This window comes from Enterobacter asburiae (assembly GCA_011754535.1).
GTDB lineage: Bacteria > Pseudomonadota > Gammaproteobacteria > Enterobacterales > Enterobacteriaceae > Enterobacter > Enterobacter cloacae_N.
Map to the genome: position 1 here is coordinate 4,782,090 of JAAQVN010000001.1, position 13,011 is coordinate 4,795,100.

Annotated in this window: 9 protein-coding genes; 5 read left to right on the top strand and 4 right to left on the bottom strand. The window is 54.6% G+C overall.

All coding sequences use genetic code 11. The annotated features are described in order from the left end of the window. Positions 1–13: 13 nt before the first annotated feature. Positions 14–1,837 carry a ribosome-dependent GTPase TypA gene (gene typA, locus HBM95_22625; protein ID NIH45692.1) on the bottom strand — a complete coding sequence of 608 codons (1,824 nt, stop codon included), beginning with the start codon at positions 1,835–1,837 and terminating at the stop codon, positions 14–16. 378 nt (positions 1,838–2,215) lie between these two features. Between typA and glnA the strand changes: the two genes are divergently transcribed. The 4 genes from glnA to yshB all read left to right on the top strand — a co-directional run bounded on the left by glnA (position 2,216) and on the right by yshB (position 6,489). Further along, a complete protein-coding gene (glnA, locus tag HBM95_22630) occupies positions 2,216–3,625 on the top strand; it encodes a glutamate--ammonia ligase (GenBank protein ID NIH45693.1) in 1,410 nt (469 codons plus the stop codon). A gap of 169 nt (positions 3,626–3,794) precedes the next feature. Then, complete coding sequence (glnL, locus tag HBM95_22635) at positions 3,795–4,844, top strand: nitrogen regulation protein NR(II) (GenBank protein ID NIH45694.1); 1,050 nt, start codon at positions 3,795–3,797, stop codon at positions 4,842–4,844. 11 nt (positions 4,845–4,855) lie between these two features. Further along, positions 4,856–6,268, top strand: a complete 1,413-nt coding sequence (gene glnG, locus HBM95_22640) for a nitrogen regulation protein NR(I) (protein NIH45695.1) — start codon at positions 4,856–4,858, stop codon at positions 6,266–6,268. Between the two features lie 110 nt (positions 6,269–6,378). Further along, entirely contained in the window at positions 6,379–6,489 is a 111-nt protein-coding gene (gene yshB, locus HBM95_22645) for a YshB family small membrane protein (GenBank protein NIH45696.1), read from the top strand. A gap of 67 nt (positions 6,490–6,556) precedes the next feature. On the opposite strand, the gene hemN is transcribed toward yshB, so the two are convergent. Both hemN and yihI read right to left on the bottom strand, forming a co-directional pair. Further along, positions 6,557–7,930 carry an oxygen-independent coproporphyrinogen III oxidase gene (gene hemN / locus HBM95_22650; protein ID NIH45697.1) on the bottom strand — a complete coding sequence of 458 codons (1,374 nt, stop codon included), beginning with the start codon at positions 7,928–7,930 and terminating at the stop codon, positions 6,557–6,559. Between the two features lie 188 nt (positions 7,931–8,118). After that, positions 8,119–8,634 carry a Der GTPase-activating protein YihI gene (yihI, locus tag HBM95_22655; protein ID NIH45698.1) on the bottom strand — a complete coding sequence of 172 codons (516 nt, stop codon included), beginning with the start codon at positions 8,632–8,634 and terminating at the stop codon, positions 8,119–8,121. Between the two features lie 577 nt (positions 8,635–9,211). Between yihI and HBM95_22660 the strand changes: the two genes are divergently transcribed. After that, positions 9,212–9,841 (top strand): YihA family ribosome biogenesis GTP-binding protein, encoded by a 630-nt coding sequence (locus HBM95_22660; GenBank protein NIH45699.1) that lies wholly within the window; start codon positions 9,212–9,214, stop codon positions 9,839–9,841. Positions 9,842–10,154: 313 nt separating this feature from the next. Here the strand turns inward: HBM95_22660 and polA are convergent, their stop codons facing one another. Next, positions 10,155–12,947 carry a DNA polymerase I gene (gene polA / locus HBM95_22665; GenBank protein ID NIH45700.1) on the bottom strand — a complete coding sequence of 931 codons (2,793 nt, stop codon included), beginning with the start codon at positions 12,945–12,947 and terminating at the stop codon, positions 10,155–10,157. Positions 12,948–13,011: the final 64 nt, after the last annotated feature.

Sequence of the window (13,011 nt, forward strand, 5' to 3'; positions counted from 1 at the left end):
CGGATTGACCGTATTAGTCTTCTTTCGCACCGCGCATAGCACGTTTACGATCGTTCTCGGTCAGGTGACGTTTACGGATACGAATTGACTGTGGCGTCACTTCTACCAGTTCGTCATCATCGATGAACTCCAGAGCCTGCTCCAGCGTCATCTTGATCGGTGGAACCAGAACCGTTGCTTCGTCAGTACCGGACGCACGCATGTTGGTCAGTTTCTTACCGGTCAGGCAGTTTACGGTCAGGTCGTTAGAACGACTGTGAATACCGATGATCTGGCCTTCGTAAACTTCAGCACCGTGACCCAGGAACAGCTTACCGCGATCCTGCAGGCCGAACAGCGCAAACGCAACCGCTTTACCCTGACCGTTGGAGATCAGTACGCCGTTGTTACGCTGGCCCACTTCGCCCGGACGAACGTCGTCGTAGTGGCTGAAAGTGGAGTACAGCAGGCCGGTACCGGAGGTCATGGTCATGAACTCAGAACGGAAGCCGATCAGGCCGCGGCTTGGGATCACGTAGTCGAGACGTACGCGGCCTTTGCCATCTGGATTCATGTTTTTCAGGTCGCCTTTACGCTCGCCCAGCGCCTGCATCACAGAACCCTGATGCTGCTCTTCAACGTCCAGCGTGACGTTTTCGAACGGCTCTTGTTTACGGCCGTCGATTTCGCGGAAGATAACTTTCGGACGGGAAACCGCCATCTCGAAACCTTCACGACGCATGTTTTCGATCAGAACAGACAGGTGCAGCTCACCACGACCAGAAACGCGGAATGCATCAGCGTCTTCGGTTTCTTCAACGCGCAGCGCAACGTTGTGCACCAGCTCTTTGTTCAGGCGGTCAAGGATCTGACGAGAGGTAACGAACTTACCTTCTTTGCCACAGAACGGAGAGGTGTTGACGTTGAAGAACATAGAAACGGTTGGTTCATCAACGGACAGGGCTGGCAGCGCTTCGACGTTCTGCGGATCGCAGATGGTGTCGGAGATGTTCAGTTCACCCAGACCGGTGATCGCGATGATGTCGCCCGCTTCAGCGATGTCGCTCTCGATACGCTCAAGACCCAGGTGAGTCAGTACTTTACCGACTTTACCGTTACGGGTTTTGCCTTCGCTATCGATGATCGTGACCTGCTGGTTAGGCTTCACTTTACCGCGCTTGATACGGCCAATGCCGATAACGCCAACGTAGTTGTTGTAGTCGAGCTGGGAGATCTGCATCTGCAGGGTGCCTTCCAGGTCAACGTTCGGCGCAGGGACACGGTCAACAATCGCCTGATACAGCGGGGTCATGTCTTCAGCCATGTCTTCGTGGTCCAGACCAGCGATACCGTTCAGCGCAGAAGCGTAAACGATAGGGAAGTCCAGCTGCTCGTCGGTCGCGTCGAGGTTAACGAACAGGTCGAATACCTGGTCAACAACCCAGTCAGGACGCGCGCCAGGGCGGTCAACTTTGTTGATAACAACGATTGGCTTCAGACCATGGGCAAAAGCTTTTTTGGTCACGAAGCGCGTCTGTGGCATTGGGCCATCCATTGCGTCAACGACCAGCAGAACGGAGTCTACCATGGACATTACACGTTCAACTTCACCACCGAAGTCGGCGTGCCCTGGGGTATCAACGATGTTGATACGGTAGTCATTCCATTTAATCGCGGTGTTTTTCGCGAGGATAGTAATCCCACGCTCTTTCTCCAAATCGTTGGAGTCCATCACGCGTTCTTGGGTTTCGGCACGTGCATCAAACGTACCGGATTGCTGCAGCAGCTTATCAACCAGGGTAGTTTTACCATGGTCAACGTGCGCGATGATGGCGATGTTACGCAAATTTTCGATCACAACTTTGCCTCAGGCATTTAGAAATAGCGCGTTATTGTACACGGATTAATCGCACTACAAAACAGGATCACAAACATCCCCCGCAAACAAGTATTGCAGAGATGCTTTGTGATCGCTTTCACGGAGCGGTAAAAGGGCACTTTAACGTAAATTGCACCAATATGGTGCTCAACGTTCACAATGAAGCACTATACTGGTGCAACAAATCCATCATGGTGCAGCCCTTTTGCACTATGGTGCGCATGATAACGCCTTTTTGGGGTGTTTTAAAAGTTGGCACAGATTTCGCTTTATAAAAAATACATGGCAACAGCCAGTACAAACAGAAATTGAAGACCTCGTTACCACGACGACAATGACCAATCTGGAGAGTTAAGTATGTCCGCTGAACACGTTTTGACGATGCTGAACGAACATGAAGTGAAGTTTGTTGATCTGCGCTTCACCGATACCAAAGGTAAAGAACAGCACGTCACAATCCCTGCTCATCAGGTGAACGCCGAATTCTTTGAAGAAGGCAAAATGTTTGACGGCTCCTCCATTGGTGGCTGGAAAGGCATTAACGAATCCGACATGGTTCTGATGCCAGACGCAACCACTGCGGTCATTGATCCGTTCTTCGAAGAACCAACCCTGATCATCCGCTGCGACATCCTCGAGCCAGGCACGCTGCAGGGCTACGACCGCGACCCACGTTCTATCGCTAAACGCGCTGAAGAATACCTGCGTTCTACCGGCATCGCGGACACCGTTCTGTTCGGGCCAGAGCCAGAGTTCTTCCTGTTCGACGACATCCGCTTCGGTGCCTCTATTTCCGGTTCCCACGTGGCTATCGACGACATCGAAGGTGCATGGAACTCTTCCACCAAATACGAAGGTGGTAACAAAGGTCACCGTCCTGGTGTGAAAGGCGGTTACTTCCCGGTTCCTCCGGTCGACTCTGCACAGGACATCCGTTCCACCATGTGTCTGGTGATGGAAGAGATGGGCCTGGTTGTTGAAGCGCACCACCACGAAGTGGCGACTGCTGGTCAGAACGAAGTGGCAACCCGCTTCAACACCATGACCAAAAAAGCGGACGAAATTCAGATCTACAAATACGTTGTGCACAACGTTGCGCACCGTTTCGGTAAAACCGCGACCTTCATGCCAAAACCAATGTTTGGCGACAACGGTTCCGGTATGCACTGCCACATGTCTCTGTCCAAGAACGGTACCAACCTGTTCTCTGGCGACAAATACGCCGGTCTGTCCGAGCAGGCGCTGTATTACATCGGTGGTGTTATCAAACACGCTAAAGCGATCAACGCCCTGGCGAACCCAACCACCAACTCCTACAAGCGACTGGTACCGGGGTACGAAGCACCAGTGATGCTGGCCTACTCTGCGCGTAACCGTTCTGCTTCTATCCGTATCCCGGTGGTAGCTTCTCCGAAAGCGCGTCGTATCGAAGTGCGCTTCCCGGACCCAGCGGCTAACCCATACCTGTGCTTCGCAGCACTGCTGATGGCCGGTCTGGACGGTATCAAGAACAAGATCCACCCGGGCGAAGCGATGGACAAAAACCTGTACGACCTGCCGCCAGAAGAAGCGAAAGAGATCCCACAGGTTGCGGGTTCTCTGGAAGAAGCCCTGCAGGCGCTGGACGCAGACCGCGAGTTCCTGACCGCAGGTGGCGTATTCACTGACGACGCTATCGATGCTTACATCGCTCTGCGTACTGAAGAGAACGACCGCGTGCGTATGACTCCGCATCCGGTTGAGTTCGAACTGTACTACAGCGTTTAATTTAGTTGTTTTACCCGGCGTGAAAAGCGCCGGGGGTAGTTGCCGTGGAAACTTTTAGCCCATCTCCGGATGGGCTTTTTTCTCCACCAACAACCTGATCTCACGCGCTTTTTACGCCGAAACCGCTATACTGCACTAAAATAGTGCAACTACTCCAGGAGACTGCTGAATGGCAACTGGCACGCTGCCCGATGCTGGGCAGATCCTCAATTCTTTAATTAACAGTATATTGCTGGTCGACGACGAGCTGGCCGTCCATTACGCCAACCCGGCGGCGCAACAGCTGCTCGCCCAGAGTTCACGCAAACTGTTTGGCACCCCGCTTCCTGAGTTGTTGAGCTATTTTTCGCTGAATATTGGCCTGATGCAGGAAAGCTTGCAGGCCGGCCAGGGGTTTACCGATAACGAAGTGACGCTGGTGATCGACGGGCGCTCGCACATTCTGTCGCTTACCGCGCAACGACTTCCCGAGGGAATGATCCTGCTCGAAATGGCGCCGATGGATAACCAGCGTCGCCTGAGCCAGGAACAGCTGCAGCATGCGCAGCAAATTGCCGCCCGTGACCTGGTGCGAGGTCTGGCGCATGAAATCAAAAATCCGCTGGGTGGGTTACGCGGCGCGGCACAGCTTCTGACCAAAGCGCTGCCCGACCCCGCGCTGGCGGAGTACACCAACGTCATCATTGAGCAGGCGGACCGCCTGCGTAACCTGGTTGATCGCCTTCTTGGGCCGCAGCAGCCCGGCATGCACGTTTCAGAAAGCATTCATAAAGTGGCTGAACGGGTGGTGAAGCTTGTCTCCATGGAGCTGCCGGAGAACGTCACGCTGGTGCGTGATTACGACCCCAGCCTGCCGGAACTGGCGCATGACCCCGATCAGATTGAGCAGGTACTGCTGAATATTGTGCGCAATGCCCTGCAGGCGCTGGGGCCGGAAGGCGGCGAGATTATTTTACGCACCCGCACCGCCTTCCAGCTCACGCTGCACGGCGTGCGCTATCGTCTGGCGGCCCGTATCGACGTTGAGGATAACGGTCCCGGTATTCCTGCGCATCTGCAGGACACCCTGTTCTACCCGATGGTAAGCGGGCGCGAAGGCGGTACGGGTCTGGGCTTATCTATCGCCCGCAGCTTGATCGATCAGCACTCCGGAAAAATTGAATTTACCAGTTGGCCGGGACATACCGAGTTTTCGGTTTTCCTGCCGATTAAAAAATAAAGGTGACGTTTATGCAACGAGGGATAGTCTGGGTAGTCGATGACGATAGCTCCATCCGTTGGGTGCTTGAACGCGCGCTCACAGGGGCAGGATTAAGCTGCACGACGTTTGAGAGCGGCAGCGAAGTGCTCGACGCACTCACCACCAAAACGCCAGATGTTCTACTTTCGGATATCCGTATGCCGGGCATGGACGGGCTGGCGCTGTTAAAGCAGATCAAACAACGCCACCCGATGCTTCCGGTCATCATAATGACCGCGCACTCCGATCTGGATGCCGCGGTGAGCGCCTATCAGCAAGGGGCGTTTGATTACCTGCCCAAACCGTTTGATATCGACGAAGCGGTGGCACTGGTTGAGCGCGCGATTAGCCACTACCAGGAGCAGCAACAGCCGCGCCACACGCCCGATTTTGGGCCAACGACGGACATCATCGGCGAAGCGCCGGCGATGCAGGACGTGTTTCGCATTATTGGCCGTCTGTCCCGCTCGTCCATCAGCGTATTGATTAACGGTGAATCGGGAACCGGTAAAGAGCTGGTGGCGCATGCATTGCATCGCCATAGCCCACGGGCAAAAGCACCGTTCATCGCCCTGAATATGGCGGCGATCCCGAAGGATTTGATTGAGTCCGAACTATTCGGCCATGAAAAAGGGGCGTTTACCGGCGCGAATACCATTCGCCAGGGGCGCTTTGAGCAGGCTGACGGCGGCACGCTGTTCCTGGACGAGATCGGCGATATGCCGCTGGACGTTCAGACCCGCCTGCTGCGCGTGCTGGCCGACGGGCAGTTTTACCGCGTGGGCGGCTATGCGCCGGTGAAGGTGGACGTGCGCATTATCGCCGCGACGCACCAGAACCTGGAGCTGCGCGTGCAGGAGGGGAAATTCCGTGAGGATTTATTCCACCGCCTGAACGTCATTCGCGTTCATCTGCCGCCGCTGCGCGAGCGTCGGGAAGATATTCCCCGCCTGGCGCGTCATTTCCTGCAGGTTGCCGCCCGCGAGCTGGGCGTGGAAGCCAAGCAGCTGCACCCGGAAACCGATGCCGCCCTCACCCGCCTGGCGTGGCCGGGCAACGTCCGTCAGCTGGAAAACACCTGCCGCTGGTTAACCGTGATGGCCGCCGGACAGGAAGTGCTGATTCAGGATTTACCGGCCGAGCTGTTTGAGGCCACCGCGCCAGAAAGCAGTACCGGACACGCGCTGCCGGACAGCTGGGCGACGCTGCTGGCGCAGTGGGCCGACCGCGCGCTGCGTTCCGGTCATCAAAACCTGCTGTCTGAGGCTCAGCCCGAGATGGAGCGTACGCTGTTGACCACCGCGCTTCGTCATACGCAGGGCCATAAGCAGGAAGCCGCTCGCCTGCTGGGATGGGGACGTAATACCCTGACGCGCAAGCTTAAAGAGCTGGGAATGGAGTAAGATTCCCCGAAGTGTAAAGGTTATTAATTGAGCGCAAATTGCCGTTATTTTGCGCTTTACTGTTCCGATGAGTTTTGTATGATCGTGCCCGGAAATCGAGGGTGGAGATCATGCTGGAAACATTAGTCAATATGCTCTCTAGCGGAGCAGTTGAAAGCCACACGCCACAAACCGCCGTTGCGGCGGTGCTGTGTGCGGCGCTGGTTGGGCTGTTTAGCTAGCGGGGTTGAACGTAAAAGCCGGGTGGCGGCTTCGCCTTACCCGGCCTACGTTTCGTGCTTTTGCGATTTAAATCACCCGCGAGAACTGCTGCAGTCGCGCTTTCTGGCGCAGATACGCGTCAAAGCACATACAGATGTTACGGATCAACAGACGCCCTTTCGGCGTGACCTCAATTGAACTCTCCGACACATCCACCAGCCCGTCTTTCGCCAGCGGCGCAAGAAGCTCCAGGTCTTGTGCAAAATAATCGCTGAATTTCAGATCCCACTGTGCCTCCACGTCGCTAAAGTCGAGACGGAAGTTGCAGATAAGCGCTTTAATCACATCACGACGAATGCAGTCGTCACGGGTCAGCGCGATGCCGCGCCACAGCGCGTTGCCGGTTTCATCTACCTGCTGGTAGTAGAGCTTCAGCTCTTTCTGGTTCTGCGCGTAGCAGTCACCAATCATGCTGATGGCAGAGACGCCCATGCCAAGCAGATCGGTATCGCCCTGAGTGGTGTAACCCTGGAAGTTGCGGTGCAGTACCCCTTCGCGCTGGGCAATGGCCAGCTCGTCGTCCGGACGGGCAAAGTGATCCATGCCGATAAACTGATAGCCGCTCTCGGTCAGCGAGGTGATGGTTTCCTGCAGGATATCCAGCTTCTGCTGGGCAGAAGGCAGATCCGCATCTTTGATTTTGCGCTGAGCGGCGAATAGCGTCGGCAGGTGCGCGTAGTTAAAGACGCTGAGGCGGTCCGGGCTGAGTTCAGCCACGCGCTTCAGCGTAAAGGCGAAGCTCTCCGGCGTCTGCTTTGGCAGGCCGTAAATCAGGTCGATGTTGGTCGAGGTAAAGCCGATGTCACGTGCGTGGTTGAGTAAGGCGAAGATAAACTCTTCGTCCTGCTCGCGGTTCACCAGACGCTGGACCTCTTTATTGAAATCCTGCACGCCCATGCTCAGCCGGTTGAAGCCTTCCGCGCGTAAATGATCCAGGACATTCAGCTCAATTTCACGCGGATCGACTTCGATCGAGATTTCGGCGTCGTCGTTAAAATTGAAATTTCCGCGCAGCAGCGTCATCAGACGGCTTATTTGCGCCTTATTCAGATAGGTTGGCGTGCCGCCGCCCCAGTGAAGCTGGCTGACGTGACGGCCAGCAAAAAGCGGCGCGCGGTGCACAATTTCCTGTTCGAGCGCATCCAGGTATTGGTCGGCCTTATGCTGCTGACGGGTCACGATTTTATTGCAGCCGCAGAAGTAGCAGAGCTTATGGCAGAACGGAATATGGACGTAGAGCGACAGCGGGCGCTCAGGATAGCGCGCGACGGCCTGCTGAAAATCCGCCTCGCCGAAGGCATCGGAGAACTCCAGCGCGGTGGGGTATGACGTGTAACGCGGCCCGGAATAGTTATACTTCTGGATTAGGGCCAAATCCCAGTCGATAGTTGGTGCTGACATGCTCACTCCTTCCGTTGGTGTCGCGTTCGTATACGGCGGCCCGTTCTGGCCCCATCGCGAGCCATCATTCGGGTGCGCAGCCACTTCTGTCGCCGCGACAACCGCCGTAGTTTAACGAATAACCACACCAGATAACATATAACCGGAAGGGTTATAAGCAGGACTATCGTGCCTGCCGGGTGCAAATGTTAGTTTCCACCTTTCAGAAGACGCATCATATCTTCCTGCTTTTCGTCTTCTTCTTCGTCGTCTTCGTCATCGTAAGACAGACCGAGTTTCTGCATCAGCTCATCAATGCGGTCCAGTTTAGCATCCACCCATGACTGCTCTTCTGCGGTCAGGGTTTCACCCTCTTCAAGACGTTCCAGCAGCGCGTCCAGGCGCTCATCGTTCTCCAGCATATCCAGCTCAGCCTGCGGTGAAAGCATAGGTTTCTCGCTCTTTGGTTTGTGCTGCTTAGTGACCGGGGTGTCTGTCACGCCCAGCGGAATGTGAGTTTTACTGCCGATACGAGGATCTTTCTGCTGTTTGCTTTTTGCAGAAGCGCCCGCTGCACCACCGCCGTTTGCACGGCTACCCGCAGCATGGCCACGATGTTTCTTATCGCGTTTGCGATCGCGCGCTTCCTGGTTCAGTTCTTCGCGCGTTTTGCGGCGTGCTTTTGCAGGGCGTTTAGCACCCGCAGCGGAGGTTGGTTTTTTCATGATGTTTTATCTTTAAGTCGTTTTCTTCAGTATAGAATTGCGGCGAAATCTAGCAGAAAGCAAGCAAAGAAAAAAGGCGACAGAGCAATCTGTCGCCTTTTTTCCTGACTCACAACCCTTAGCGGGTCAGACATTCCATGTTTACCAACAACACACCCTGTTTATCCTTTGGCTGATACCGTCCGTGTATGGTTCCATTTCCTGTTAAAACGCCTCCAGGCGCTGGTCGTCCTGACTGTCCTGCGTCTTCGCCTCCTGGCGCTCCTGACCCTAATCCTTAAGTCGAATTCCTGTTGGCTTCCTCGCCCTGACGCATACTTTACCTTGTTCGCTTAAACTGACAAGCAACGAAACGGTACAAAAAGAGATTTTCAGACAATTACCCGGAAATAAGCTTATGATTTAAAACAGTTTGGCTTTTTTGGCACCTGCGAATTCTCTGAAATCTCCCATAGCAACATTAGCCGATCTCTCACAACGCTTCGGGCTTTCACCTGCAGGCACCGTGCAATGAGAAAAGCCTTTTGCCCGCATTCGGGTATAATCCCCCCAGATTACGATTTTTGGAGACGACCACGTGACTACCTGGAATTACCAACAGACGCATTTTGTCACCAGTGCGCCCGATATTCGCCACCTGCCTTCTGATACCGGTATTGAAGTGGCATTTGCTGGCCGCTCAAACGCGGGGAAGTCCAGCGCCCTGAATACGCTGACCAATCAGAAGAACCTGGCGCGTACCTCAAAAACACCTGGCCGTACCCAGCTGATTAACCTTTTTGAAGTCGCTGAAGGCAAACGCCTGGTCGACTTGCCGGGATACGGTTATGCGCAGGTGCCAGAAGAGATGAAGATCAAATGGCAGCGTGCGCTGGGCGAATACCTGGAAAAACGCATGTGCCTGAAAGGTCTGGTGGTGCTGATGGACATTCGCCATCCGCTAAAAGATCTCGATCAGCAGATGATCGACTGGGCCGTAGCAAGCGATATTGCCGTGCTGGTGCTTCTGACGAAAGCCGATAAGCTGGCAAGCGGCGCGCGTAAAGCGCAGGTGAATATGGTTCGCGAAGCGGTACTGGCCTTTAATGGCGATGTACAGGTAGAGCCCTTCTCTTCGCTGAAAAAACAGGGCGTTGACAAACTGCGTCAGAAGCTCGATAGCTGGTTTAACGAGCTGGAACCCGCAACAGAAGCGGAAGCAGAGTAAAACCGAGCGCGGCAATGTCCGCGCTTTTTTTTTGACGGAACTTTTCTTTGCCGCAATAAAAAACGCCCCAGTCATTACTGACTGGGGCGGCTAAAATATTCAGCCAAATCCGATTACGTGAAGTAAAAGGTCTGAAAGATAGAACATCTTACCTCTGTACCCTACGTCGATAACTCTACCCCTTTTTTTGCTGTAGAAAAAGCACTTTTTGTAGTTTTTTTTCATTCTTTACATAGGGAATTCTAATGATCGTCACAAAACGCGCTTTGTTATGTTGCTAACTTACATAAAAAGCGCGTTATTCATTGAACCTTTAGTGAGCCTGATCCCAGTTTTCACCACTTCCCACTTCCACCAGCAACGGCACGTCTAGCGTCATGCTGCTTTCCATGAGTTCGTGGATCTTTTTCGACACAGTATCGAGATCGTCTTTGTGGACTTCAAACACCAGTTCATCGTGTACCTGCATGATCATTTTCACGCGCGGCTTCTCTTTCTCCAGCCAGGCATCCACGGCAATCATGGCGCGCTTGATGATGTCCGCTGCGGTTCCCTGCATCGGGGCGTTGATCGCCGCACGTTCTGCGCCAGCGCGGCGGGCCGCGTTGCTGGATTTGATGTCCGGGAGATAGAGACGACGGCCATCCAGGGTTTCAACGTAACCTTTCTCTTTCGCCTGCGCGCGGGTACGTTCCATATATTCCAGCACGCCCGGGTAGCGTTCGAAGTAGAGATCCATATACTTCTGCGACTCTTTACGCGGAATGTTGAGCTGGCGAGAAAGACCAAACGCGCTCATGCCGTAGATCAAACCGAAGTTGATTGCTTTTGCACTGCGGCGCTGTTCGTTGGTCACGCTCTCCAGCGGCAAACCAAAGACCTCCGCCGCGGTCGCACGGTGGATGTCTTTCCCTTCCGCAAATGCCGTCAGCAGACCTTTGTCACGGGACAGGTGCGCCATAATGCGCAGTTCGATTTGCGAGTAGTCAGCCGAGACAATCAGGTAATCCTCCGGGGCGATGAAAGCCTGACGAATGCGGCGCCCTTCTTCATTACGCACCGGGATGTTCTGCAGGTTAGGATCGGTTGACGAGAGGCGTCCCGTGGCCGCGACAGCCTGATGATACGACGTGTGCACGCGACCCGTTTTCGGGTTGATCATCAGCGGAAGTTTATCCGTGTAGGTAGACTTAAGCTTCGCGAGACCACGGTACTCCAGAATCACTTTTGGCAGCGGGTAGTCCAGCGCCAGCTCTTCCAGCACCTCTTCTGAGGTTGACGGTGCGCCGCCAGGGGTTTTCTTCAGCGGCTTGATGCCCTGCTTTTCAAACAGGATGGTTTGCAGCTGCTTCGGTGAAGAAAGGTTAAACGGCTCGCCTGCAAGATCGTGCGCTTTCTGCTCAAGCTCGGTCAGACGCTGCGCCAGCTCCCCGGAGTGGTTATGCAGCACCGTTGGGTCGATTTTCACGCCGTTACGTTCAATCCGTGACAGCACGGGCACCAGCGGCATCTCGATATGCTGGAACACGTTCAGCGGACCTTCATGCTTCTGCAGTTTTGGCCACATCTTCAGGTGCAGCTGCAGCGTGACGTCGGCGTCTTCCGCCGCGTAGCGCCCTGCTTCTTCAAGAGCGATCTGGTTAAATGTGAGCTGATTTTTCCCTTTACCGGCAATCTCTTCAAAGGTGATGGTTTTGTGCTTGAGCCAGCGGTCAGATAAGGAATCCATATCATGACGACCCGCGACGCTGTCCAGAATGTAAGATTCGAGCATAGTGTCGAAGGCAATCCCGCGCAGTTCAATGCCGTAGTTCTGCAGAATACCGCGGTCGTACTTGAGGTTTTGCCCGACCTTGAGCGCCTTTTCATCTTCCAGAATCGGCTTCAGCAGCTCAAGCACGCGCTCGCGGGAGATCTGCTCCGGCGCATCCAGGTAGTCGTGCGCCACAGGAACGTAGGCGGCAATACCCGGCTCTGTCGCGAAGGACAATCCCACCATATTGGCTGAGATGTTGTCGAGGCTGTCAGTCTCGGTGTCAAAGGCAAAGACCGGCGCTTTTTTCAGTTTCTCGATCCAGGCGATCAGCTGTGACTCTTCCAGAACGGTTTCGTAGTTGTCGAAGGAAAGCGCTGCGGCTTCTTCTTCCGCCTGCTCTTCGGCATCAACGACAATCGTCTCCTTCGGCTTCGCAGCTGGTTTGGCCCCTTTTGCCTGCAGCCATTTACCGGCTTCCACGTCAGTGATCCAGCGCTTGAATTCGTATTTCTTAAACAGGCTCAGCAGGTCGTCAGCGGAAGGCTGTTGCACTTCCAGCTGCTCACAGCCCAGCTCCAGTTCCACATCGGTTTTAATCGTTGCCAGCTTATAGGAGAGATAAGCCACCTCTTTGTTCTCTTCCAGCTTCCCGGCCATGGTTTTTGCGCCACGGAAGGAAAGGCTGGCGATTTTGTCTGATTCCGCGTAAAGCGCGTCCAGACCACCCAGCCCCTGGAGCAGCGCCTGCGCGGTTTTTTCACCGACGCCGGGGACGCCAGGGATGTTATCCGAGGAGTCACCCATCAACGCGAGGAAGTCGATAATGAGCTCTGGCGGCACGCCATACTTAGTGACCACTTCTTCCGGCCCCAGAATGGTGTTGGTCATGGTGTTTATCAGGGTGATACCTGGCGTCACCAGCTGGGCCATATCTTTATCGCCGGTGCTGATCAGTACCGGACGGCCCATTTTTTCCGCTTCACGCGCCAGCGTACCGATGACGTCGTCGGCTTCCACGCCAGAGACGGCCAGCAGCGGCAGGCCCATTGCTTTCACCATGGCGTGCAGCGGCTCAATCTGCGCACGCAGATCGTCAGGCATTGGCGGACGATGGGATTTGTAATGCTCAAACAGCTCATCGCGGAAGGTTTTACCTTTCGCATCAAAAACGACAGCCGCATGGGTGGGCTGATACTGAAGGATCAGGCTGCGCAGCATGTTCAGAACGCCGTACATTGCGCCGGTAGGTTCCCCTGCGCTATTGGTCAGAGGAGGAAACGCATGGTACGCCCGATACAGGTAAGAAGAGCCGTCGACGAGAATAAGTGGGTTTTCTGGGATCTGAACCATAATGTCCGTGCCTTTAATCAATTTATGCGTAAAGGATGCCACAGAAGGATGAAAACATCAGTTA

What these genes read in the sequence shown, in the direction of transcription:
- glnL (NIH45694.1), top strand. Translation starts at nt 3,795, where the DNA reads ATGGCAACTGGCACGCTGCCCGATGCTGGGCAGATCCTCAATTCTTTA.
- polA (NIH45700.1), bottom strand. Translation starts at nt 12,947, where the DNA reads ATGGTTCAGATCCCAGAAAACCCACTTATTCTCGTCGACGGCTCTTCT.
- glnA (NIH45693.1), top strand. Translation starts at nt 2,216, where the DNA reads ATGTCCGCTGAACACGTTTTGACGATGCTGAACGAACATGAAGTGAAG.
- yshB (NIH45696.1), top strand. Translation starts at nt 6,379, where the DNA reads ATGCTGGAAACATTAGTCAATATGCTCTCTAGCGGAGCAGTTGAAAGC.
- hemN (NIH45697.1), bottom strand. Translation starts at nt 7,930, where the DNA reads ATGTCAGCACCAACTATCGACTGGGATTTGGCCCTAATCCAGAAGTAT.
- yihI (NIH45698.1), bottom strand. Translation starts at nt 8,634, where the DNA reads ATGAAAAAACCAACCTCCGCTGCGGGTGCTAAACGCCCTGCAAAAGCA.
- glnG (NIH45695.1), top strand. Translation starts at nt 4,856, where the DNA reads ATGCAACGAGGGATAGTCTGGGTAGTCGATGACGATAGCTCCATCCGT.